This is a genomic window from Pedobacter sp. (assembly GCF_041645105.1).
Taxonomy (GTDB): domain Bacteria; phylum Bacteroidota; class Bacteroidia; order Sphingobacteriales; family Sphingobacteriaceae; genus Pedobacter.
In genome coordinates this window covers 151,681-177,656 of the sequence record NZ_JBAZQQ010000006.1, presented here as the reverse complement: position 1 = coordinate 177,656, position 25,976 = coordinate 151,681, and the positions used below count along the sequence as shown (strand labels likewise).

Below are 25,976 nucleotides of genomic sequence, written 5' to 3'. Positions count from 1 at the left end.
ATAATCAATACATTCAGTTGAAAACTATTTTATAGATTTAAAACGTAAATACCATTCTAAATAAAAGAATGGTATTTTTGTTTTACAAATAACGTACATGAGTGAGCATAAAAAACGTGACCTGATTGGGGCCATAAAAGAAAAAGGAAAAACTTTAGAGGCAGAAATGTCCTTTTTTGACCATATAGACGTACTTCGAAAACATTTATTACGATCACTATTGGTAATTGTACTGATTACAATTGGAGCATTCTGGTTTTCTGACTTCATTTTTAACACACTGATAATGGGGCCTAAAAACCCTGATTTCTGGACCTATAGAATGATGTGCAAAATGGTAGCGGCCTGGCCAAATTTATTTGGTTCAGATTTCTGTATTACCCATATAGATGCAAAAATCATCAATACAGAGATGGCTGGACAATTTACCCTTCAAATTAATGCCTGTGTAATGGTGGGTATTATGTTAGGTATTCCTTATATATTATTTGAGCTTTGGTTATTTATTAAACCGGCACTACACGAAAACGAACGTAAATCAGCAAGCAGTTTTGTTGTCTTCGCCTCTACCCTTTTCTTTATAGGGATTTTATTTGGTTATTACATTGTATGTCCCCTATCTGTAAACTTCCTGACCAATTTCACAGTAAGTCCTGACATTCAGAATACGTTTACCATAACATCTTATCTTTCTTCTGTTGCTACATTAACTATAGGTTCTGGTGTCATCTTCCAGTTGCCAGTTGTGATCTATATCTTATCAAAATTTGGAATCATGACTCCTGCATTCATGCGTTCTACCAGAAGATATGCAGCTGTAATTATTCTAATTGTTGCAGCTGTAATTACACCAACTGCAGATGTATTAACGATGGTAGTAGTTGCTTTCCCACTATTTATCTTGTACGAAGTGAGTATCTTTATATCAGCAAGTATAGAGCGTAAGCGGAACAAAGAACTATACGGCGTTGCCAGAGTAAAAAATCCATAATTCTAACCATTCATTTAAAAAAAATGTCAACAACCAAATTTAAAATTGCTATTGGCTCAGATCATGCCGGATTTAAATACAAAGAGTTACTAAAATCATTTTTAAGTGACCATGAAGTAAAAGACTTTGGTACTTTCAGTCCTGACTCTGTCGACTATCCGGATTTTGCACACCCTGTTGCCAATGCTGTCGAAAGTGGAGTGTTTAATTTTGGGGTACTGGTTTGTGGGAGTGCGAATGGTGTTGCCATAACAGCAAACAAGCATCAAGGAATCCGCGCGGCAATTTGCTGGCAGAAAGAAATTGCGGAATTGGCAAGATTGCATAACAATGCGAATATCATTTGTATCCCTGAAAGATTTGTATCTGAAGATCTGGCTAAAGAAATGGTTACGACCTTTCTAAATACTGCTTTTGAAGGAGGTAGACATGCTGGAAGAGTAGGTAAAATGTCTTGCTAAAAACTCAGGTTATGAAAAGATCTTTCCTATACACCAGCCTGGTATTACTCCTAGGCTGTACTGCAGTGGCACAAAATAAAGATGCCATTAAATTTAGTCAAACCATCACTAAAGAAAACGCTTACAAACACTTATCTGTACTCGCTTCTGATGAGTATGAAGGCAGGGGTACAGGTGTAAAAGGTGGTTGGATGGCTGCAGATTATATTAAGAACTTTTTTAAAGAAATCGGCCTAAAAGGCCCTGTCAATGGAGATTATTTTCAACCTGTTGATATTATAAATATTGGCAATAGTCAAATCCTTACAATTGATGGGCAGCCTGCTGAAGCAATTAAAGATTTCTATAACAATAGAACTTCAATAACTAAAGGTTATACTTTTAATGCAAATAATGTGCTATTTGCGGGATATGGGGTAAAGACTGAAACCTATAGTGACTTTAATGGATTCAATGTAGCAGGTAAGGTCGTGATGATACTTGGCGATGATGTCCCGAAGGTTATTTCTAACTATAACACAGTTTCTTTTAGGATTATGCAGGTCTCCAAAGAAAACCCCAAAGCTATATTAGTTGTAGACCCTAAGATGGGGGCTATGGATAGTGAAACGAAAAGATCACTGGAATATCAACCAATGGTATTAAATAATCAGGAGCACAAAGAACGTAAAATAAAAGATCAAGGAATCCCTGTTATTTACATTAGTAAACAGATTGCAAATCAATTGCTAAAACCTGCAAATAGCAATATTGATGAGGTTAAAAGTAAAATTGATACAAATCGTAAGCCTGCATCTGTAGAAGTTGCTGTTACAGTTAGTGCGAGTGCTATGCCAACTGAAACAAAGGTTAAGGCTGATAATGTTTTAGGATTTCTGGAAGGTTCAGATCCAAAGCTTAAAAATGAAATATTGGTAATCACGGCTCATTATGATCACATTGGCCTGACTGGTGCTCAGACGGGAGATAAAGTGAACAATGGAGCTGACGATGACGGCTCTGGTACTACAGGAGTAATGATGATTGCTGAAGCTTTTATGAAAGCCAAAAAAGCAGGCAAAGGCCCTAAGAGAAGTATCTTGTTTATGACGGTTACCGGAGAAGAAAAAGGGCTATGGGGATCTGACTGGTATTCGGAACATCCTGTCTTTCCTTTAAAAAATACCATTACAAATTTAAATATCGATATGATAGGTCGTGGTGATGAAGCCCATGCCTCAGACAATAATTTCGTATATATTATTGGTTCTAATATGCTAAGTACTGACCTGCACCGCATCAGCAAAAAGGCAAATCAGGACTATGTAAAGATGAATCTGGATGAAAAGTACAATAACCGTACTGATCCTAATCGCTTTTATTACCGTTCTGATCATTACAATTTCGCGAAACATGGCATTCCAGTAATCTTTTACTTTAATGGCGTACATGAAGACTATCATCAACCAGGTGATGAAATCAGTAAAATAGATTTCCCTATGCTTGCTAAAAGATCAAAACTTGTTTATTATACCGCCTGGGAACTGGCAAATGGAGCTAAACGACCAATGGTAGATAAAAATGAGGACGGTACTATAAAAAAATAAAGACTTTTTTATTTTTATATTTGGAGGATGATGAAGGTATCTGAGGAATTTTTGGTGAAGGCTGATGAAAAAGCCTTTGATTTAGGGCATCGCAAAACTATTAACTACAATATTGGCAAGTACAATACTGCTGTTGAGCGTGGTTTGTCTAAATTTGAAAACCTGGAGAATTCTAAAAAGAAGGCCCATGTAATCAAATGGAGGGTTATGGAAAACCTGGACAAATTCCTCCCTGAGTTTGAATCGAACTTTCAACGCCGTGGCGGAAAGGTGATCTGGGCAAATAATACCGCCGAGGCTCAGAAAGAAATCCTTAACATTATCAATAAAAACGGGGGCAAAACGGTTATCAAGTCAAAATCTATGACTACCGAAGAGATCCACCTCAATGAATTTCTGGAAAAACAGGGGATAGAATCACTAGAAAGCGACCTGGGTGAATACATTGTTCAGCTATTGGGGCAGCCTCCCTATCATATTGTGACTCCGGCGATGCACTTAAATAAAGAGGATATCGCCAAACTTTTCCATGAAAAATTCGGCACACCTTTAGATTATACTCCTGAACAACTCACCCAAAAAGCCCGGGAGCTTTTAAGAGATAAATACCTGAAAGCAGATATTGGCATTAGTGGTGGTAATTTCCTGATCGCAGATACCGGAAGTATAGCATTAACAGAAAACGAAGGCAATGCGAGGCTTTGTACGACCTTCCCTAAAATTCATATCGCAATAGTGGGTATTGAAAAGATCATTCCATCTATGGCAGATTTGGATCTTTTCTGGCCACTTCTTGCCAGCCATGGTACCGGGCAAAACTTAACCGTATACAATACCATTTTAAGTGGCCCAAGACGGGGAGAAGAAACGGATGGTCCTGAAGAAATGTATGTTATTCTGTTAGACAATGGCCGAACCAATCTATTGGCTCAGAAAGATCAGCGTCAAGGACTTTATTGCATAAGATGTGGTGCCTGTTTAAATGCTTGTCCGGTTTATAAGAATATTGGCGGGCATACCTATAACACGACTTATAGCGGACCTATTGGTTCTATCATTACGCCACATTTAAATGGCATGAAAGAGTTTAAGCATTTAAGCTATGCCTCTAGTCTATGCGGTAAATGTTCGGAAGTCTGTCCTGTTAAAATAGACATTCACAAAATGTTACTGTTAAACAGAAGAGATGCAGCATCAACTCATCAAAATACAAAGACTGAAGGAATTGGCTGGAAGATCTGGAAAACAGGTATGCTGAAAAGATCCAGAATGGATTCCTTTGGTGGAAAAGCAAAAAATTTCTTCCTTAAATTCTTCTTTAAAAAGATGTGGGGTAAATACCGTGAGATGCCAGAAGTTGCACCTAAATCATTTGCAAAACTATACGAGGAAAAGAACAAGGAATCAAAAGATATTTAAAGTCTTTTCTGAAAGGTTATCAGGTACCTGTAGCTTCAACAATAACTTCTGCAAGAGGATTAAAAAGATAAATGTGTCCATTATTTAAACAGGTGCAGCGATACCTTTTTCTTAATTTTTCTCCCTTTTTAAACTTTCGGCCATCCTTAATTGTAAATACAGCATGTAAAGGCAATTCCTCAAGTCTTGGAGTATCTTCCTTAACTTCATCATACTTTTTTAATGCTCTGGAAAGTTTTAAGTCTGTACAGCTTGCAGCTGTAGGATTGCTTAAATAACTGACAATGGCTTTTTTAACATCTTCAGGAAAAACACTTTGCTCCAGAAAAGGAACCATCATTCTTTTGAAATTGTATTTCCACTCTTCACCATGCGGTTTCACCTTATTCTTATGATCGTTCCAGGTCAAAAGATGTGCAAACTCATGAACAGTAGTCACCAAAAATGCATAACAATTGAGATTGTTATTCACAGAAATCTTATGCCCTGCACCTTTATAAGGATGTCTGTAATCACCCAATTTTGTGGTTCTGCCTTTGCTTATTTTAAATTCACACTGAAAATAGTCGATCCATTTAGCTATAATCGGCGCAGCCGATACAGGCATATATTGTGACAAAATGCTTTCCTTTTCCACAACCACAATATAGCTAATTTACTTTAAAAGCTGATAAGCGATTAAACTTGCAACATAAGCAAGGGCTGTCATATAAACCAACTGAATACCTGGCCAGCGCCACGATTTTGTTTCTCTGTAAACCACTGCAACAGTACTCATACATTGCATAGCAAATGCATAAAACAACATGAGTGAGAATGAAGTGGCAAAAGTAAATACCGGCAATCCAGTATCTCCAAATTTAGCTGCCCTCATTTTATCTCTTATACTGGTTACATTCTCATCTCCCCCCTCTACACTATAAATGGTAGCCATGGTTCCAACAAATGCCTCACGCGCAGCAAATGACGTAATTAGCGCTATTCCAATCTTCCAGTCAAAGCCTAATGGCTTAATAGCAGGTTCAATTGCATGGCCCAATATACCAGCATAAGAATTTTCAAGTTTCTCAGCAGACTTATCTCTTTCAAGTGTGCTGATCTGTACACTATCTTTTTGTGCTTCAATTGCCGCGTACTTCTTATCAATCTGTTCAAAACGATCAGAAGGACCATAACTAGCCATTACCCAAAGAATAATAGAAATAGCAATAATCACCTTACCAGCTTCCACAACAAAAGTTTTTGACTTCTCGTACATGGTAAACAATACGTTGTTCCATCTTGGCATTTGATATACGGGCATCTCCATAATAAAGTAAGATTTCTCTTTAGCTTTAATTAAGAAGCTCATCACTAAAGCAACAAGTATAGCAGCTACGATACTAACCACATACATGCCCATTAGTGTTAAACCTTGCAGATTAATAAAACCCCATACCATCTTTTCAGGCACAACTAGTCCAATCAATAAGGTATATACAGGTAATCTGGCCGAACAACTTACCAAAGGTGCCACCATTATCGTAATGATCCTGTCTTTCCAGCTTTCGATGTTTCTCGCACTCATGATGGAAGGCACAGCACAAGCCAGACTACTGATCATTGGCACTACAGATTTTCCACTTAAACCAAATTTCCTCATGATTTTATCCATCATGAAAGTCACCCTTGCCATATAGCCGGTATCTTCAAGAATGGATATAAAAGCAAAAAGAATGGCAATCTGAGGTATAAATATGACTACCCCCCCAAGTCCGGCAACCACCCCATCTAATAACAGATTGGTTAAAATACCCTCAGGCAGATGTGCATGTCCATATTCTGTAAGCCAGGTAAATGAATTTTCAATCAACTCCATCGGGTATGCAGACCAGGAGAAAATAGCATTGAAAATAAAGAATAATATAGCTAAGAAAATAACAAATCCCCATACACGATTCGTTAAAACCTTATCAATTTTATCACTAAAATTAAACTTTCTGGCAGCCCCGGTATCTTGTACAATCCCACTTAATATGCCACCCAAAAAGCGGTAACGAGCAACTGTTTCAGCAGCCTGAAGTTTTGAGGAATCAAAATCATGCTCCTTTCTAATTTGAGCTAATGATAGTTTTTCAGCATTAGAAAAGCAATCAAGTGTTTCATATTGATGCAACACCTGCAATGCGAAGTAATTATTATCAGTTTTAATAACTGTTTTAGCTTTTTCAATAGCTTCGGTTGCCAAAATATATACATCTGTACCCTCAGCTTGCGTAGCTATTTTGGTCGTATTATTAATCGCTGCCTTTAACTGGTCCAGGCCAGAGTTACTCCTTGCAGAGATAGATACAATCTGAACCCCTAATCTTTCAGAAAGCTTGTCAACATCAACCTCAACTCCTTGTTTTTTGGCCATATCGGCCATATTTAAAGCTAAAACAATAGGAATTTTTAAATCAGCTACTTGTGAGTAAAGCAGTAAGTTCCTACGCAGATTCGTAACATCTGCAACCAAAACCACTATATCAGGATGACTTGAATTATTTTTGTCTGCCAGTACCTGAAAAACGATACTTTCATCACGACTTTTGGGATATAAACTATAGGTACCTGGTAAATCTACAACCTCTGCATGTTTGCCGTCTGGCAGTTTACAATAACCAACTTTTTTATCTACTGTAATACCCGGAAAGTTTCCTATTTTTTGATTTAACCCAGTAAGAAGATTAAAAAGTGTAGATTTTCCGGTATTAGGATTACCAACTAAGGCAATTTTAATATCTTTTTTCAAATCACTATTGAATTATAATAACAGACGCCTCGCTTTTACGTAAACAGAGTTGATATCCAGATACACGGATTGCGATAGGACAACCTAATGGTGCAAATCGCTCAACTTCTACAACCTCTCCGGGCAAGCAACCCATTTCCATTAACTTTACAGACATTTCCTGGTCTGTAAATGCTACGATAGTTCCTTTGTCTCCGGGATTAAGCTGCGAAAGTTTCATCTATATTAAAGGTTTGTATGTGCTGCATCGGGTATTTGCCCTTAGCAGATAGGGCGCAATTTAGACTTAATTTATAATAATTCCAAATAAGACAGTGCAGGATCCTCTCCATACACCGTCTTTATTTAGTCATTTTATTGTTAACCAGATATTGGGCAATCAAATCAGGCTATTAATGTTTTGGATACATGTTATAGCTTACTTTCGGGCATTTACAACCACCGTTAAAGACAGCACAACTCCCTAAAAGACAAACCACTAACAACAAGAACAATTTAACGATTAGTCTTTTCATTATAATTTGATTTGTGAAGTAATACATAGCTAAAAACACCCATAAATACACCGATCATATCACAGCCAAAGTCCCACCATTCGGCAGACCTGTAGCTAAAGAATTTCCATTGTAACAATTCTATTCCAGCTCCTAAAGCAGCTGTATAAACGATGATCTTGAAGATTGTTAATGAACTAAAGCTATAATTATGTTGATGATTGATCTTACCGTAAAATAAGAGGATAGTCAGGACATAAAAGAAGCCCATGTGGACAAACTTGTCAAAGCCTGGGAAAAAGAGTCCCCCACCACCACCTGAAGGCATCTTTACACAGCAAAGAATAACAACTACGATGGCCCATAACACGGCCCAGATCTGGTATTTTAATTGCCCAAAAACGCCCATTTACTAAGCTCCTACAAGTGCTTTATAAGCATCCGCAGTTAATAAGCCTTCTGCTTGTGAAGCATCTGCTAAAGTAACTTTAACCATCCATCCAGCACCATAAGGATCAGTATTTACCAACTCAGGATTATCGTTCAATGCTGCATTAACTTCAGTTACCGTACCTGTTAAAGGCATAAATAAATCTGAAACTGTTTTAACAGCCTCAACCGTGCCGAATACATCATCCTGACTAACCTCATCACCTACAGTATTGATGTCGATGTATACGATATCACCCAACTCACGTTGTGCAAAATCAGTAATACCAATATATGCCTCGTTACCTTCAATTCTAACCCACTCGTGGTCTTTAGTGTACTTTAATTCTGATGGAAAATTCATTTTTTTATTTGTTAGTTGCAATATTTTATAATTGAAAAGGAGCAAAGTCCCCTATTCCCTTCAAAGGTAATTAAATCCGCCCATTTAAAACAAATCTTCTCTAATTCAGTGTAATCCTTAAGCTAAAGCCAAAATTGCTGAACGAAGTATTAAAGGTTTGTGAAGTATAAGGTTTGGTAACATTAGAATCATAAAACACCCTTACATTAAAACGCTGATTTAAAATATAATCAACACTAGGTCGTAATGTAATATTTTTAGCACCAGAGGAAACTTCTGCTTCATCAACATCAGCCCTGTAAATAACCGTTTTATTATCTCGTATTGCTACATCCAATTTAAAGTCCATGTTATTATCCATTTTCAGTTCTTTAAATAATCCGAATGGAAATCTGAATTTAGCCGTGCGATATCCCAAACCGAAAACCATGTTATTTTCTGATAATTGAGCCAGCTGACTATTAGCTAAGCTAAGCCCCAGCATTCTTGTTCTACCAATTTCAAAATTAGCAGTCATATTGTTCTTCAAACGGGTATCAACACCAATAAGCGGCGAGAACTGCTCTGCAATGGTAACCTGAGCATATTGATATAGCGGCAAAAAGTTATCATTTTCATCGCGACTACTTACAGAACCATTCGTTTCCTGGTATCTGATTAATGAATTAAATCCGTTGATACTATATACTGAGCGGTAAGAATGCCTCAAATCGATAGAGCTAAAGCTTTCTTTCAGAAAGCCAATTTGCGACAATCCTCTATAATTCAATCTCCAGTTTGGCAATGGAATTTTAGGTAGAGAATTCAAACTACTAGATGATGCATTTTTCCCGGTATAAGCAGCTAGGAAGGCAGAGACAATAACATCCTGCGAATTCTTGTCATAACCATCGGCATAGCCCCCAGAGCTGAAACCCCTGGAATTGTTATTTTGTGAACCAAGACGCTGAGAAATCACTTGCCTGTTCAACATAAACTGATTAAACAACTTAGAAAAACTACTACCATGCTTTTCAGAAAATGCTGTTCCAATTGAAATGAAGGAAACACTGTAATCTCCGGTAGTAAAAGGGCTTAAATTTTCAAAACTCTGAGTTGATCTATCGAATCTAAAATTACTAGAATAGTTCAATGTTCTGTTTTTATTTGCAGTAAGTGTAATACTCAAATCTTTAATCGGCTCAATTAAACCTGTTAAACTTAAATCTTCCCTAAGTGTATTAATGTAAAGCTGAGTTTGCAAAGTATCTCTTGTAATCCAGCCATTATTAAGCGCCATCTCCCTGATGTCACGTTGACTACCAAAGACGAACCCAAGTCCAGGAGCCCCTGTAACTTCATCTAAACCAAAATAACTCACCCTTGGCATATATCCTGGTAGAAATGTTCCTTTTGTTTGTGTAAATGCAGCATTTATATTTTTAATACCGGTTAAGAGACCAACAAAGAATGACCCCTTGGCAGCATTATCTCCACCTGCATTTGCCCGTCTTACAAAGCCGAATTTATTGTATAAACCTGCCAGGTTCAGCGTAGGATTTACCTGTATAGTCTTCGAGTTTTGAATAGTATTACCTAGATCTATTAATGGATCTCTAAGCGTCGATAATGGCTCAGTCTGCCAGTTAAAGTTAGTTCCATATCTTGTTGCAACAGTTACCCAGTCCATACCCGGAATTTTATTAAAAGGTAAAGAATAGGTGATGTTCATATTGTGGTTGTAGTCGGTTGTCCTACCCAGACGTTTTAAATTCTGCCACAAAGTATCCCTTTTCATGCCTTCAATTTTACCATCAGGCTCGTCAATAATTGAATAATTTGTTGCATCAAAATCAAGTGTTAGCGATTTTGTTAAACTCCATGATATACCGTAAACACGTGTAACAAGGAAATTCTTATTAAACGTAGTATTGATCGGGATAGAATTATTCGGGTCATTATTTCTCAATCTATTTTCCGAATAATACCGATCTACATCAATTCTGAAATTTAAAGCATTAGGTACAAGATTTATATTAAAATCACGTAAAAGCGCTAAGGTATTCGATTTGATAATTTTAGCAAAGGGCTCTACAGTTTTAGATTGTCCGGAATAATTGTATGCCAAAGATCCTCTATACGTCTCTTGTGTATTTCTCTCGTTGATAAAATCACGATGTGCAAGTTTGGTATATGCATAGCTTACATTGAAGTTTTCAACGTCCCATACCTGTGGTTTCTTCTCAGGATTTGTACGTTCCTTACGAACATTGGTAAAGTTGATACTGTTTCTTGTAGTATAATCCTGGGCATATTCCAGAATTGCTTTTTTCTCCGATTTCGAAGCATTATCCAATGCATTTTTAAGTTCAATATCAGGTGTCTTCGGATCATACTGAGGAGTACTTACCTGGCTTGAATAACTTACAAACATTGGAATCTTAATTCCCGTTTTCTGAGGAAAGAACTTACCCAATTCCATACTCGATGAAATATCAAAGAACACATTATCTGTACGGTTTCTCTCGCTCACCCTTTTCTCTAAAGATCCAAAACCTATGGTCGATTTACTACCAGATACATTTATATCCGCAAAATCTGCCAGCTGCGCATTCATCCTCGCCGTTGCTGCCCAACCTCCACGTTCGTCAAATTCAGTCAGTCGCATTTCATTGAACCAAACTTGTGCACTTTTATCAAGGCCATCATCTGATGAACCTGTTGCCGCATTTCTATAAGGGTTGATCACCCCTAACATATACACCCTCACCTTACTCATGTCGGGTTGTCCCTTAACAATAATCGTTTTCCCGTCTACCTCATACTTAAATGGTTTGCTAATGTTCCAGGGTAGCCCATCAACATCCAGAGCCTTATTCCTTGCCAGTTTAGCCTGTTGAAACAACTCCAGGGAAATATCCATTTTATTCTGATCTGGCCAAATAGAATAAGGATCGCTTGTACCTGGTCGTGTTACTTTTAAAGGTTGGGAATATTCATAATAGTTATCCTGGTTATCTGTACCAATTCTTAGAAAAGCATTTAGGTCATAATCATTAAGAACAGAATTTCCCAGTGCTTCCATATGGATAAACATTTCCAGATGCTTGTACGACCTGAAATCATTCAATGCTGTTTTAAATGTAGCCCTACCGTAGCCATCACGCAGGTTCTTTACCGTAACAGCAAGCGACTGCTCATTCTGCCTGGTATCACCACGATAATTACTAAAATCACGCTCTCTTTCAATACCCGGTGGAACTACATAAGGGATCGGTGTTCTTTTACCATTTTCCTCAATATTTACGGTCGATATTTCTATTGTCGAATTATCAGGTCCAAGATTTTGTAAAGTCGGGTCAAGAATAACTTGTGAAGCTTCGTTAGTCGAATTATATTGTCTCCATTCACCTCTTACCAATTGAATTTTTCCAAATCTCAATACCGTTGTATCGGCATAATTAGTTAAGAACATCCTTACAAACCGAATCGATTTAAAATCTTGTATATTCCCAACCTTTTGCTGATACTGTGCTAAAGGAATTCTGATCTGGTACCAGGTTACCGGCTGTGTCTGACCATTTGCCAGCTTAACCTGTGATGTTACTTTATCAGTTACAAAGTTCTGTCCAACCATTAAATCTCCCGGACGCATAGAAACCTTATACTGGAAATACTCATCACTTTGTGTCATGTTGTTATCCCTGTTGATGTCTTCCCCATCAGGCAATGAAGTAGAAGCTGAATTATCAACTCCAAAATCTTCCTGCGATTGCTGCGAAGTTTTAGAATTTCCTTCAGGACCGTTATAACGCTGGTAACGTTTCAATATACCCGCATTTGCCTGATCTTGTTGTCTCCCTCTAAAATACATGTAATCATCAGAAGAAGGATCATTATCAAGTTCTGCTGCCGCATCTGGATTAAGCTGAGCTTTAATCTGATCTATCAATTGACCAAATTTCACTTTCTCGTCGGCATTAGACAATCCATCTAAACCAACATCCTGGGCTTTTCTTGCTGCCGGGTCATTATCAAATGCTTGTATTACCGGTTGTAATTTTGGCACCCTACCCCATTTGGTTTCGTCATAAGCATTTGAATCGCCATTGGCCGGCAAACCATTTTCTAACGACTTACGGCCATCCTTTAAAATATCTTCTGAAATATTACCGAGATTAAAGTAAAGATCACCACCTGCAGAATTAGGTTTATAAATGTTCGGATCCATTACCCAAAGCTCAATATACTCAATATTCAATGCCTGGAAATCTGTAGTCTCAATTCTTCTGAACAAACCACCCCATCTCGATTTAGGGTTTGTAAGTGTTCCATTAGCATTAAACCCTGTAGTGGTATAGTTATATGGCCCACGAATCGTCGGATAAAAAGCGACATCCAAGGTCGGCAAAGTAATGGCTTGTCCGGTACTCGTCTCTTTAAAAGGGAATACTTCCTGCTCAATGATCTCACGTACATAGTGGTTAGAGCGCTCGGTAACATTGTTCCGCAAGCTGGAAGGTATATCTCCAGAATTCCTATTGTAAAAAATAGGATCTATATTATAAAAAGCAATCCTTGCACGGTTAAAACCATAACTCAGGTCATCAATTCTATCAGCTTCAGGAAAAAGCTGAGGCGTTCCAGATAACTGCCAGGCAATCGCACTCTTCAAATCAATCACAGATCTAGAGGCCTCAAAATCATCCAGGTAACTTACACCACCCTTTTTACCACCAAAATTTAATGCACTTGGGTGTCCGGGAATTAACTGGGCAAATTCTGCTGCGAATGTAATATTCGATGGCGCTTTTGTAGATATAAACGGTAGCTTATCAACCATCTTTGTTAGAAACCTTGATGGAGAACTATAGTTCATATCCAGCCCCCACATCGTGTTTGAAATAGGTTCTTCACCTATATTAACTTTCGGTGTAAGCGGCTTCTCGGTAAGGTTCATAAACGTACCCCCAAGGTTCAACTTGTTGTTCACTTTATAATCGAGACGCGTACCAAATAAGGAGCGCTGCTGCAATCCAAACAACTCATTATTTTCTGTAGATATTCTGATTGGCTGCCCGGATGTTAATAAAGCAGGATTAATAATCCGCACTCTGCCTCCTTGATAATCTACTGTAAAGTCTGCCCCTTCCTGTAAAGGAATCGTACCTGCAAACACTTTAACAGAACCCTCCGGCACATTAATAGAGTTCAAACTAAATTCCGATGAAATTTCAGATTGATATGCTCCTTTAATTACATAGCGATTCTGATTACTAAACAATTGCTGAGCAACAACCTTGGTCGAGTCATACAATGCCCTGAAAGAATATTTGTCAATCAACACTTGTTCTGATGGCAAAAACTGGTCTGCCAAGTCATCCCCAAAAGGTTCAATAAGTGGAAAAATCATCCTGCCATTTAATGGATCAATAGTGATATAACCGTTAATTGTATTGGTCGAAAAATTAATCTGGCTATTTGTCGTAGAGCTGTTGTTACTACTGTTATTAAACGACGAATTTTGTCCACTATTAGGACTAGATCCGAATGGTTTGTTCTCTACTTCAAAATCAAATACTCCATCAGGTTTCCGTTCTTTTTGTTGATTTAGCCTGTCCAGCCCTGTCACCTGAATCCATTGCTTACCATTAAGTGGCCTCCGCTCTGCATCCAGTTTTTCACCTTCCTGTATCAGCGGTTTTTCAACCCCCGTTTTTTCATCAATTCTTAAAATGTCGAGTTTAAAATTCTGCTGACTAATCTGATACCCCCCGATAGAATAAATATTCTTCATCATCAGGCCCCAGGTTGGCAAATTGGTTTTTATGGTTTCATTTTTAAGTAACTTGGTATACAATACCTTTGGCGTTCCCGGATCAAAAGGCACATCAGTTGCAAATTCACCCACCTGATATTCTACTCCATTAAATGTATATCTAAAAGCTACTGTAAGTACCTCGTCACTATTTAAACTATTATTTAATGAAATGTATCCTAATTGAGGGTGAAAGGAATACTCTCTATCTGCCAATTTCCTTGCATAAGTTAACTTGGCATAATTATCTGTTTTTCCTTTATCATCGAAATAATTAATAATGGAATTAGAATTTGTATTGCGTGAGTCTGCCGGAATTTTTTCCAGAAGGTCATTGGAACTTCTTGGGAATACCGGATTTGTAAAACCCGAAGGCAGCACCGAACGCCCGCCAACAAGCACTGGGTTATATGGTTTATTCTCACCTAAATCCATAAAACCTAATACATCCCTGGAATCCTGCGTACTACCTGCCTTATTTGTAATCCAGACTTCTATCCTTGTAATCAACACACCCGAGGTAATCGTAGGCGGATTACTTTGCGATTTGTTGTAATTATCTCTAAAATACTGAGCCAGGAAAAAGTGTTTATTCGCCTCGTAATTGTCTGCACTTAACCTAAATTCGTTTTGTTGTCCCCCATTATTAATCTGAATCTGGCGTGATTGAGATTTTTGCTGAGTAAAAACAGTTGCAACATTCAATCGACCAAATTTCAATTGTGTCTTAACCCCGAACAAGGCTTGCGTACCATTTATCAGCGTGGTATTTAAAGGTAAACTAACATTACCTGCTTCTATTTTTTGTATAATGTCATCCTCGCCCCCCGTATAGTCAAGTTTCACCTGATTCTCAAAATCAAACTGAGCTTCGGTGTTGTAATTCATATTGATTTTCAACTTGGACCCGATATTACCGATCACATCCATCTGAATACGTTGGTTAAAATCAAAGTTCCCCTGGACCCTTTGACGCTCGTTGAACATTGGGTTTTCATTTTTATTGATCCTACCTAGAAAAGTAAGTTCAGCTTCACCTCGGGGTTGAATATCTATTGTACTTCCTCCGAATATTCGTTCAAATGATTTGCTATTGATCTTTAAACTTGGAATGATACCTGTTCTTCTAACTTCAGTTACTTCCTGATCTGAAAAAGTACGCCAGTTTTCACGTTTAATTTCACTGTTTACCAAACGCAGGTATTCTTCAATTGTTAAATACTGTGGCGGCCCAAAAGGCTTATCCCCAATATATTCCTGGATGTTATATCTTTTATTTAATGCGTCATATTCTACCTTTCTCTGCACATTTTCTGGCAATGGATAAAAAGGGCTCGACATAGATCTTATGCCAAGTCTTTGCTTTTCTTTCAGGCCGAAAGAATTACGCGACGTATCCTGTACTACTTTTTTAGGGCTAACCTGCGAAAATGTCCGCTGTCCACCAAAACAAACTATCAGGAAGAGCAATAGCGTTAATAGAGTTTTCAATGGCTATTTTTATAAATTCTTCAATGCTATTTTAATCATTTGTTCAACAGACAATTCCTGGCCACCATCTTTCACTGCTTTGTCTATTGCCTTTTCAGAAGCAAGTTTCATAAAACCGAGCATCATTAATGCCGATAATGCTTCTTCTCGCACTGTATTATTTAAAGGTGCCGAGATTAGCGATCCCGATCCTTCTTTTTTCAATTTATCTTGTAATTCAAGAACCAATCGTTGTGCAGTCTTCGCCCCTATCCCTTTAATTCTCTGGATCAGCGGAAGATCAGCATTTACAATTGCTGTTTGAATTTCAACTGGAGTAATGGACGACAACATCATCCTTCCAGTATTTGGTCCTATCCCAGACACCGAAATTAAATGTAAAAAAAGCCTGCGCTCCCCTTCATCAGCAAAGCCATAAAGGGTATGCGCATCTTCTTTTACATGCAGCCAGGTATAAATCTTACACCTTTCCGTACTTGGCAGACTGCTATAAGTATTTAAAGATATATTCAGATGATAGCCGACACCGCCTGCCTCCACAACAATATAAGTAGGACATTTAAACGCTAGTCTACCATCAATATATTCAAACATAATATTTATTTTTTAGCTATTCTCTTTAATAAACCGCCTTTTTTAGCGCTTGCTTCCTGTTCTTTACCTTGAACATCTAAAACAGCTAAGGTAACCATATTTACAATCTCTCTTACTGAACTTCCAAGTTGAACAATATGAACAGGCTTATTTAAACCTAGCAAGATTGGTCCGATTGCTTCTGTCTCACCCAATTCCTGCAATAATTTATAAGCGATGTTACCAGACTCCAAATTAGGGAATATCAAAGTATTCGCAGGACCATCAACCAATTTACTGAAAGGGAAATTCCCTTTTAGCAGCTCGTTATTCATCGCAAAGTTACCTTGCATCTCTCCATCAACTATAATATCAGGATGCTGCTCATGTAATATCTTAACTGCTTTCCTTACTTTTTCAGGAACATCACCTTCGTTAGAGCCAAAGTTAGAATAAGACAACAAAGCAATACGAGGCTTAATGTTAAACTTACTAACGGCACGTTCCATTAACAATGTTAAATCAACCAGCTCCTCAGCTGTAGGATCAACATTAACAGTTGTATCACCAAAGAACACAGGCCCCTTCTTGGTCATCATCATGTACATTCCGGCAACACGATTTACATCAGGAGCAGTTCCAATTACATGTAAAGCTGGTTTAATGGTCGACACATAATTCCTGGTCAGTCCAGAAATCAATGCATCAGCTTCACCAAACTCCACCATAGCAGCTCCAAAATAATTTCTGTCACGCATTTGCTTAGTCGCCTCAAATAAAGTCAAACCTCTACGTTGTCTTTTTTCGTATAAATATTGACCATATTTCTGCATCTGCTCAGGTTCCTTAAACGGATCTATTATGGTTACACCCTCTAAATCCAATGCACTTTCAGCAATAATCCGTTCAATAGTTTCTTTATTTCCCAATAAAATAGGGATAGCAATATTCTCGTCCTTAACAATCTGAGCTGCTTTTAAGATCTTGTAATTATCTGCTTCAGCAAAAACAACACGCTTCGGATCAGATTTAGCCTTATTCGTAATCGCACGCATAATAGCATCATCCATGCCTAACCTAAGCTTTAATTCCTCTACATAAGCGTCCCAATCTGTAATCACCTTACGTGCAACACCAGATTCAATTGCAGCTTTTGCAACGGCGGTCGACACATTTGTCATCAACCTTATATCCATAGGTTTCGGAATAATATACTCCTTACCAAATTTGATATTTTTCTCATTATAGGCCATATTTACAGCCTCAGGAACTGATTTCTTTGCCAACTCAGCAATAGCCTTCACCGCAGCAATTTTCATTTCCTCATTAATCGCAGTAGCACGAACGTCAAGGGCTCCTCTAAAAATATAAGGGAAACCCAATACGTTATTTACCTGATTAGGATAATCAGAACGGCCAGTGGCCATAATAATATCTTTACGTGATTTAATCGCCAGTTCGTAAGCAATCTCAGGATTAGGATTCGCCATTGCAAATACAATAGGGTTTTTCGCCATTGAGTTTAACATAGCTTCGGTTACACAATCTGCCGACGACAAACCAATAAACACATCAGAATCTTTCATCGCCTCTTCCAATGTACTCAAGTTCCTTGAAGTAGCAAACTCAGCTTTTATTGCGTCAAGGTTTTCTCTGTTATCTCTGATTACGCCAGAGCGGTCGCACATTACAATATTCTCTTTCTTTGCACCTAAAGAAACGTAAAGGCGTGAGCAAGAGATTGCTGCGGCACCTGCACCATTAACAACAATCTTAATTTTATCCATTTTCTTTTTCTGCAATTCGCAGGCATTGATCAATGCTGCTGCAGAAATAATGGCTGTACCATGCTGATCATCGTGCATTACAGGAATCTTCATTTCTTCCTTTAAACGACGTTCAATTTCAAAACACTCAGGTGCTTTAATATCTTCTAAATTGACCCCACCAAAAGTAGGTTCTAATGCTTTTACAATTTTAACAAAGTCATCAACATTCGTAACATCCAGTTCAAGGTCAAAAACGTCAATATCCGCAAATATCTTAAACAGTAAGCCCTTCCCCTCCATAACTGGTTTCCCAGCCTCAGGTCCAATATTACCTAGCCCTAAAACAGCAGTACCATTGCTAATAACAGCAACAAGATTACCTTTAGCTGTATATTTATAAACGTCTTCTGTGTTTTCGGCTATTTTTAAACAAGGTTCAGCAACACCTGGTGAGTAGGCAAGTGCCAGATCTCTTTGAGAGTTTGTTGGTTTAGTTGGTATAACTTCAATTTTTCCGGGTCTTCCTTGCGAGTGGTAATCTAACGCGTCCTGCTTCCTATTAATCTTACTCATAAAATGATCTTATATGTAAACGGCCCAAAGTTACAATTCTTTTGATAAGCCATATACAAAAAGAAATACTTATAAAATATTAAGTTCTGTTAGATCGAGGGGTACTTTTTCCGGCCGTTTTACGATACACTTTCAATTTCTGACCAGGAACAATTCCACTTCCTTTCAAGCCATTCCACACTTTTAAATCTTGTACTTCAACATTGTATTTATCTGCGATAATGCTTAAATTTTGTCCAGGAGCAACTTTATGATATAAAACCGCAGCTTTACTGGCAAGAGAAACAGACTTAGACTTTACACTTCTGTCGTTAGAAGCAAGAACAACGTGCTTATTTACATCAATTTCCTCTTCTTCATTCAACAAGTGGTACACACTTGCGAAACTAGTCAGGCTTACCTTTGGTAAAATCACCCGCTTTGGCAATTCCTGAGTACCATTTATAATCTTCTTCTTATAAGAAGGATTTAAAGCCGACAACTCTTCCAAATCAATATTAAGCGCTTCAGCTAACGAGGCTAAAGACACAAAGCGATTGACCTGAATGATATCTGTATTTCTTATAAAAGATGATTTTTGTGATTTAATCTGATGATTGGACGGACAGTTCATAACATATACCGCAGCAATAAAAGCGGGGACATAATTGCGGGTTTCCATCGGCAGAAATCTTCTGATCTCCCAGAAATCCCTGGAACCGGCTTTGGCAATTGCACGGTTCACATTCCCTTTACCACAATTATAAGCAGCGATAGCTAGTAACCAGTCTCCCAATTCCTCATAGGCATCTCTAAAATAAGCAGCTGCAGCATAGCTTGCTTGAATAGGATCTTTACGCTCATCAACAAAGTTGTCCATATTCAAACCGTAATCTTTTGCTGTAGCAAACATGAACTGCCATAAACCTGTAGCACCAACCCTCGATACAGCATGAGGATTCATTGAAGACTCAATAATTGGAAGATATTTAATCTCTTCCGGAATATTATAACTCTTAAGTGCTTTTTCAAAAATAGGGAAATAGTAACTCGAAAGTCCAAGCATTTTACCCATCATATCTTTCCTACCAGCATAAATGTCTATGTAATTCTGTACATACTCATTATAATTAAGAGGCACCATTTTCTGAATAGAGTCGAGCCTTGCTTTATAAACATAATTATGGTTATAAAAAGTAGGTCCCTCATACACAATGGGAACGCTAGTAGTATCTGTTAATTCCAGTTGTGGCTTTTGTTGTGCTGCTGCAGTAAGACCTGTTACAGCTAAAAAGCAAGCGGACACTAAGCGTACTATGTTCTTCATAGGCGTATTATTCCTTTTTATCGGTTAATAAAATCTATTTCAGGCGGTATTCAAAAGAGGTGGTGGTTTAGTTGCCTGGTTTGTTAAACTGTCAAGATTATTTAGTTTTCAAAAAGGCCTGAGATAAGGACAAAAGGTCCTGTTCTCCAAAATGCCTGGCCATTAATTGTATACTTAACGGTAAACCCTCAGGATTATTGCCCAAAGGAATTGCAATTGCCGGTATTCCTGTCAACGACGCTAATACAGTATATATATCTGCAAGATACATCACCAAAGGATCGTCAATATTCTCACCTATATTAAATGCTGGAGTAGGTGTAACCGGGCTAATTAGAATATCGAAACTGCCAAGTAATTCTTCCATCTTTTCCCTGATCAACCGTCTTACCTGCTGAGCTTTCTGATAATAAGCATCATAATAACCCGCACTCAAAACAAAAGTACCTAATAAAATACGACGCTTCACTTCCTCACCAAAACCTTCTGCCCTGGACTGTTTGTAAAGATCGTTTAAACTTGCAGCTTCTAGGTTACGGTGACCATAATGAACTCCATCATAGCGCGATAAGTTAGAAGAAGCCTCTGCAGTAGTCAACACATAATAAGCAGGAACAAGATAATCTAACATATCAAAAGAAACATAAGTTACAGTATGCCCTTGTGCCTTAAATCCTTCAATAGCTGTTAATATAGCTTTCTTAATATCTGCATCAAGCGCATCACTTTCTAAAGTTTCTTTTAGAACAGCAATCTTTTTAGTCCCTATATCATTAAGTTTACTCAAATAATCAGGTACATTATGTTTAGAAACAGTACTGTCATGCTCATCAGCCCCCGCCAGAACTTCCAATAAAATTGCGGCATCCGTTACAGACGAAGTAATCGTACCAACCTGATCAAAAGAAGAAGCATAAGCAATCACACCATATCTGGAAATCCTGCCATAAGTAGGCTTCAAGCCGATACAGCCACAAAAAGCGGCTGGTTGTCTTACAGAACCACCAGTATCTGTTCCAAGTGCAGACAAACACAGATCGGCTTGTACTGCAACAGCAGAGCCACCGGACGATCCCCCAGCAACCTTGTCACTATCTGCTGCATTTTTTACTGGCCCGTAATATGAAGTCTCATTAGAGCCTCCCATGGCAAACTCATCACAGTTCAGCCTGCCAATAATGACAGCATCTTCACTGATTAAACGTTCAACAACAGTAGCAGAATAAGATGAAACAAAGCCTTCCAGCATTTTAGAGGAAGCAGTAACCTGATGATCCTTATAACAGATATTATCTTTTATTCCAATCACCATTCCCGCCAACCTACCTGCAGTTCCGGCATCTATTTTTTCCTGTACGCGTTTAGCCTGAAGATCTGCAGAATAAAAAAACACCTCATTAAACGCATTGAGGTGTTTATGTTTTTCTATTTGCTTGAAATAATGATCTAATAACTCTGGCAAACTGAGCTTTTTTTGCCCAATAAGGGTTTGTATCTCTTGTAAGGAGGTATACTTCTTCAAAATCAAGAATTCATTAAATTAAAAAATCGGATTCCTAAACCTACAATGGTTTATTGGTGTTACTTTGATTTTGCTCAACAGCATCATCAGCACCGTCTTTACCGTCTTTAAATTCCTTAATACCTTTACCTAGGCCACGCATCAATTCAGGGATTTTTTTACCTCCAAAAAGTAGCAAAACAATCACTACTATAACTGCGATCTCTCCGCCTCCTAGTCCAAAAGCTAATATTGTTGTGTCAAACATGATATTTTAATTAAAGTTTAGTTTTATCTGTTTCTGTTTTCGTGTGTTCACTATGTGCAGCATATTTCACATTATCAAGATCATCTGCAGGTTCAATGTTATCTGTATTATTTTCTACATTTTTATTTGTAGTACTTTCAGTATTCACAGAATGATCACTATCTAAAGTACTATTGTAATGAGCAGTTTCATCATTATATCCAGGGTTACTGTCATGACTGTCACTGCTGTACATATCCTCTCCAGGTTTATAATCATAATTATGTGGCCTGTTGTTACCTGTATCATCAGCACTGAAGGTAGACTTAAACTCATTGATCTCATCAGTAATACCAGCACTATTAATATTTCTATGGATTTCACGCTTCACACCGTCAGATGCATCTTTAAAATCTCTCAGTCCTTTTCCAAGTCCCCGTGCCAATTCTGGTAATTTTTTACCTCCAAATAACAAAAGTACTACGATCATGATGAGCATTATCTCGCCACCACCCATATTCAAGAACTCCACTAACGTGCCTGTATACATTTCAATCTTTATTTTAACTTCTATTAAACAAATATAAACAATTAATTGCAAAAGTTTATTTGGCTATCCACGCGGCAGGATTTTGCGCAACTGCCCCTCTGTAAATCTGGAACTGTAATTCCGGAATATCTCCCGAAGAAGCCACAGTACCAATATTTTGCTTGGTGCTTACATCATCACCAGCACTAACACTAACAGATCTCAGGTTTTGGTAAACTGTAAAGAATTGCCCATGTTTAATCAGCACATAATATCTACCCAATGCGTTACCTACTTTGCTCACCTTGCCGTTAAATACAGCCCTTACACTAGCCCCCTCAGCGGTCTGGATTGTAACACCCGCATTGTCGTAACTAGCTTGTCCTTCTTTATGCTTACCAAAGCTTTCAGTAATAGAACCTGTCGCAACAGGCCATGGCAATGAGCCGCGATTACTTTCAAAGGCGGCAGATAACCTTGCAGCCTCTGGCGTTGCAGCCAGATAACCACTGCTATTTGCTTTTGGTTTAGCAGCAGGTGCAGGTGTAGCAGGCGCGGGTCTGTTTTCAGCTTTTGCCTTTGCAGCAGCAGCAGCAGCGGCTGCGGCAGCTTTAGCAGCAGCGGCCTTAGCGGCAGCTTCAGCACGCCTCCGTTCTAACTCAATCTCACGAACAATGGCAGCCCTGATACTTCTATCTAGCTGAGCCTGTTGTTTCTTTCTACTGGCAATATCCTGACGGAATTTCTTTTCCTGTTTACTATATTTATTTAAAACCGCAGATTGCTGGTTTTTATTTTTACCAAGCTTATCTTTTTCATTTTCCTGTTCATGCAAAAGATTACTCTTTTCTTTCAGGTTTTTATCTAAAATAACAATCTTATAATTCAGTTCTTTTTGAGTTCCCTGAATATAACCAGCCTGCTTTTTACGATACTGACCAAATTGCTGCAGATATTTGATCCGTTTATAAGCCTGATTAAAATCTTTTGCTGCAAAAATGAACATCATCTTATCATATGCATTTTTATTGCGTTGAGCAAATCTGATCATCGCGCCATACTCTTTCTTCAGTTGGCCAAGCTGACCTTTCAGATTAATAACAGTATTGGTATTTTCGTGGATCTGATTATCAAGATTTTTAATTTCGGAGTTGATCACCGTAATCTTGTCCTGCATTAAACTGATCTTCTTGTTTAATGCGTTGATCTGACCTAGAGTCAACTTCTTACTATTTGCAGTTTTGTTAAGGTTTCGCTGCAACAGCTCGATCTCTCTTTGTATGGCCTCTTTTTTTCTTTTTAATTCGGTACTACTTTGAGCAAATGTGACAGACGCAGATAGTACAAATAACAGCAGGAAAAGAAATTTACTTAACTTCATTGGCTCAAAAGTATGAAAAAAATTAGTGTAAAACTTCATACCTCCCTGGAACAGTAAACGGAAATTCAAGATTAACATTGCGCTCAATACTAGAATACTCCAATTCAATATTTACATTTTTACCCCCAACTCTAGAACTAATTGTTGCTCCCTGGGGCAATAAGGCTCCGTTAATATCATGGTAGGTCCCGGTGTAAACAACCTTTAAAGCCTGGCCAGCTTTTATATCATTAATGTTATTTTCTCTCACCTTTAACAATGCATCAAAAAACACTTTAAACGCAATTGTCTCTTTCTCTCCATCTAGCATCCATAGTCCATCGTTCACATTAATCGTAGCTTTTTCATTTACAAAATCAGCAATGGTATTACCTGATAAAATGGACTCCAGCCAATCAAAACTTAATTGCTTATTTGCATAGCGATGCAAATAACTAAAGGGCTTTTTTAAATATACAGATTGGAAATTATTTCTCACTTTAACACTATCAGGCGTAATTAAAGCTCTTGCGATTTCGATACCCGCTAATGCAGTAATACTAACCCAAATCCTTTTACCTTTCTCCATTCTGATATTCATGGTTGCATTATTTTTACTTCCATCAATATCAATTTTAGCTTTAGTCTTTATCGCCAAAGTATTAAAAGTAAAATCCTTAGATTTTAAAAGATTGATGTTCTCTGCTTTTTTACTACTCAATTCAGTTACAGTAGCAGGAGGCTTTACTGTACCAGCCAACTTCCTTGTTTTACAAGCCAGCAAAGTAGTTGAAAGTAAAACTGCCAGCAATAAACTATTCCAAATATTTCCCTTCATTGATCTTTCTATTTAGTTTTTCTGAGCCATTACCCGATGTCTTTGCCTTTTTCCAATGCATTAATGCAGCGGCCTTATCCCCTGTTAAAAACAATAAATCGCCATATAATTCCAGATATATACCATTCTCGGGATCCAGTTGCAACGCAGATTTAACTGTTGTTAAAGCGGTCAAATCCTGATGATCCTTATGCTGGGCCAAAGCCATGAAATAATATAAAATAGCCTGGTTTGGATATATTGAAAGAGCTGCATCAGCAGTATTAATTACATCTTTATATTGCTTCAAAAGCAACTGTATATTTAAAGCTTGCTCCCAAGCCCTATAAGGTTGATCGTCCGATTCAAGAACTGCTTTAAACAATACCAGCGCACCTTGCAAATCTCCTTTTTTGTACAAGCTCTCTGCAAGCAAAATATTTTGATCGTCATCAGTCAGTTCTGCAGGTTTGTTCTCATCACCTGGCTTTACACCCGAAGTTACCCGCCTTCTGGCCCTCGACAGGTCTTCAGATTGTCCAAACTTCTTTTCTAGTTCATCATAGCCCTTCATTGCCTCAGCAACTTTACCAGCAAGTAAATAGGCATTAGACCGATCAAAATAATACTCAACTCTGTCTGGCGACAACCTGATTAACTGATCCAAAGCACCGGTCATCGCCTCCATGTCTCCTTTTCGCTTGTACAGCTCAGCCATCAACATCCAGTACCAGGTGTTACTAACATCCAGTGCGGTCGCCCTTTTGATCGCCAGCTCGGCCTCAACCAAATTATTCTGCCGGTAATTTACTACAGCAATCTCATAGTAAACAGCCGCATTTTTATCATCCAGTTGCAGTATTTTATTGAATACCTCATTCGCTTTACTATAATCTTCGTTCAATTTATCACGTAGACCAGCAAAATAAAGTGTTTTTATCAAGGTTGTATCTGCAACAGATCCCACAGGCCTCTGTGCAAACACAACTGGAGCATAGCCCAGCAATACCATTAAAAACACTTTATATTTCATATTCAAAACCTTTTATTTACCTGTATGGCCATAGCCACCAGCGCCACGAGCCGTAGCATTTAACTCTTCAACAGCATTCCACTCCACAGTTTCATGTTTTGAAATTACCATCTGAGCAATCCTATCACCATCGTTTATAACAAAATCAGTATCCGATAAATTAACCAAAAGCACTTTAAGCTCTCCGCGGTAATCTGCATCTATGGTACCAGGTGAATTTACAATACTGATGCCATGTTTATAAGCCAAACCACTGCGAGGTCTGATCTGTGCTTCAAACCCAATTGGAAGTTCTATATATAAACCTGTTGGAACCAGCGTCCGCTGTAAAGGTTTAATCGTAATCTCAGTTTCTATAAAAGCACGTAAATCCATTCCTGCAGCATGAGCAGTTTCATATTGAGGTAAAGCGTGTGTCGATTTATTGATAATGTTAATATTCATTTATGTATTATATAATTTT

The 25,976-nt window shown here is 38.0% G+C and carries 20 protein-coding genes; 4 read left to right on the top strand and 16 right to left on the bottom strand.

Features of this window, described 5'->3' with window-relative positions; genetic code table 11:
* Positions 1-97: 97 nt before the first annotated feature.
* From tatC to WC623_RS19175, 4 genes are read left to right on the top strand one after another with little or no spacing between them, the layout of a single operon-like run.
* Positions 98-991, top strand: a complete 894-nt coding sequence (gene tatC, locus WC623_RS19190; RefSeq protein WP_372854110.1) for a twin-arginine translocase subunit TatC — start codon at positions 98-100, stop codon at positions 989-991.
* Positions 992-1,014: 23 nt separating this feature from the next.
* Positions 1,015-1,452: a ribose 5-phosphate isomerase B gene (gene rpiB / locus WC623_RS19185; protein WP_372854108.1), complete on the top strand. Its 438-nt coding sequence runs from the start codon at positions 1,015-1,017 to the stop codon at positions 1,450-1,452.
* An 11-nt stretch (positions 1,453-1,463) separates the two neighbouring features.
* Entirely contained in the window at positions 1,464-3,038 is a 1,575-nt protein-coding gene (locus WC623_RS19180; RefSeq protein WP_372854106.1) for a M28 family peptidase, read from the top strand.
* A gap of 27 nt (positions 3,039-3,065) precedes the next feature.
* On the top strand, positions 3,066-4,457 hold the full coding sequence (locus WC623_RS19175; RefSeq protein WP_372854104.1) for a LutB/LldF family L-lactate oxidation iron-sulfur protein: 1,392 nt from the start codon (positions 3,066-3,068) through the stop codon (positions 4,455-4,457).
* Positions 4,458-4,476: 19 nt separating this feature from the next.
* On the opposite strand, the gene WC623_RS19170 is transcribed toward WC623_RS19175, so the two are convergent.
* The 16 genes from WC623_RS19170 to dut all read right to left on the bottom strand — a co-directional run bounded on the left by WC623_RS19170 (position 4,477) and on the right by dut (position 25,957).
* A complete protein-coding gene (locus tag WC623_RS19170; RefSeq protein WP_372854102.1) occupies positions 4,477-5,094 on the bottom strand; it encodes a SprT-like domain-containing protein in 618 nt (205 codons plus the stop codon).
* Positions 5,095-5,112: 18 nt separating this feature from the next.
* A complete protein-coding gene (gene feoB / locus WC623_RS19165) occupies positions 5,113-7,230 on the bottom strand; it encodes a ferrous iron transport protein B (RefSeq protein ID WP_372854100.1) in 2,118 nt (705 codons plus the stop codon).
* A gap of 4 nt (positions 7,231-7,234) precedes the next feature.
* The gene (locus WC623_RS19160; RefSeq protein WP_349786609.1) at positions 7,235-7,450 is read right to left on the bottom strand and encodes a FeoA family protein; all 216 of its coding nucleotides are present in this window, start codon (positions 7,448-7,450) and stop codon (positions 7,235-7,237) included.
* A gap of 275 nt (positions 7,451-7,725) precedes the next feature.
* Complete coding sequence (locus WC623_RS19155) at positions 7,726-8,133, bottom strand: VanZ family protein (protein WP_372854097.1); 408 nt, start codon at positions 8,131-8,133, stop codon at positions 7,726-7,728.
* A 3-nt stretch (positions 8,134-8,136) separates the two neighbouring features.
* Positions 8,137-8,517, bottom strand: coding sequence for a glycine cleavage system protein GcvH (gcvH, locus tag WC623_RS19150; protein ID WP_372854095.1), 381 nt, complete (start codon positions 8,515-8,517; stop codon positions 8,137-8,139).
* A 100-nt stretch (positions 8,518-8,617) separates the two neighbouring features.
* Entirely contained in the window at positions 8,618-15,805 is a 7,188-nt protein-coding gene (gene sprA, locus WC623_RS19145; protein WP_372854093.1) for a cell surface protein SprA, read from the bottom strand.
* A 9-nt stretch (positions 15,806-15,814) separates the two neighbouring features.
* Entirely contained in the window at positions 15,815-16,399 is a 585-nt protein-coding gene (gene ruvA, locus WC623_RS19140; protein WP_372854091.1) for a Holliday junction branch migration protein RuvA, read from the bottom strand.
* 5 nt (positions 16,400-16,404) lie between these two features.
* A complete protein-coding gene (locus WC623_RS19135; RefSeq protein ID WP_372854089.1) occupies positions 16,405-18,720 on the bottom strand; it encodes an NADP-dependent malic enzyme in 2,316 nt (771 codons plus the stop codon).
* A 79-nt stretch (positions 18,721-18,799) separates the two neighbouring features.
* A complete protein-coding gene (locus WC623_RS19130) occupies positions 18,800-20,026 on the bottom strand; it encodes a transglycosylase SLT domain-containing protein (protein WP_372854087.1) in 1,227 nt (408 codons plus the stop codon).
* Positions 20,027-20,123: 97 nt separating this feature from the next.
* A complete protein-coding gene (gatA, locus tag WC623_RS19125) occupies positions 20,124-21,548 on the bottom strand; it encodes an Asp-tRNA(Asn)/Glu-tRNA(Gln) amidotransferase subunit GatA (RefSeq protein WP_372854085.1) in 1,425 nt (474 codons plus the stop codon).
* Positions 21,549-21,588: 40 nt separating this feature from the next.
* Positions 21,589-21,795 carry a twin-arginine translocase TatA/TatE family subunit gene (locus WC623_RS19120; RefSeq protein WP_349786617.1) on the bottom strand — a complete coding sequence of 69 codons (207 nt, stop codon included), beginning with the start codon at positions 21,793-21,795 and terminating at the stop codon, positions 21,589-21,591.
* 10 nt (positions 21,796-21,805) lie between these two features.
* On the bottom strand, positions 21,806-22,324 hold the full coding sequence (locus tag WC623_RS19115) for a twin-arginine translocase TatA/TatE family subunit (protein WP_372854082.1): 519 nt from the start codon (positions 22,322-22,324) through the stop codon (positions 21,806-21,808).
* Between the two features lie 55 nt (positions 22,325-22,379).
* On the bottom strand, positions 22,380-23,684 hold the full coding sequence (locus WC623_RS19110) for a murein hydrolase activator EnvC (protein ID WP_372854080.1): 1,305 nt from the start codon (positions 23,682-23,684) through the stop codon (positions 22,380-22,382).
* Between the two features lie 22 nt (positions 23,685-23,706).
* Positions 23,707-24,501: a DUF4292 domain-containing protein gene (locus tag WC623_RS19105; RefSeq protein WP_372854078.1), complete on the bottom strand. Its 795-nt coding sequence runs from the start codon at positions 24,499-24,501 to the stop codon at positions 23,707-23,709.
* On the bottom strand, positions 24,479-25,513 hold the full coding sequence (locus tag WC623_RS19100) for a tetratricopeptide repeat protein (protein WP_372854076.1): 1,035 nt from the start codon (positions 25,511-25,513) through the stop codon (positions 24,479-24,481). The genes WC623_RS19105 and WC623_RS19100 overlap by 23 nt, the downstream gene beginning before the upstream one ends.
* Before the next feature lie 12 nt (positions 25,514-25,525).
* Positions 25,526-25,957 carry a dUTP diphosphatase gene (gene dut / locus WC623_RS19095; protein ID WP_372854074.1) on the bottom strand — a complete coding sequence of 144 codons (432 nt, stop codon included), beginning with the start codon at positions 25,955-25,957 and terminating at the stop codon, positions 25,526-25,528.
* Between the last annotated feature and the right edge of the window lie 19 nt (positions 25,958-25,976).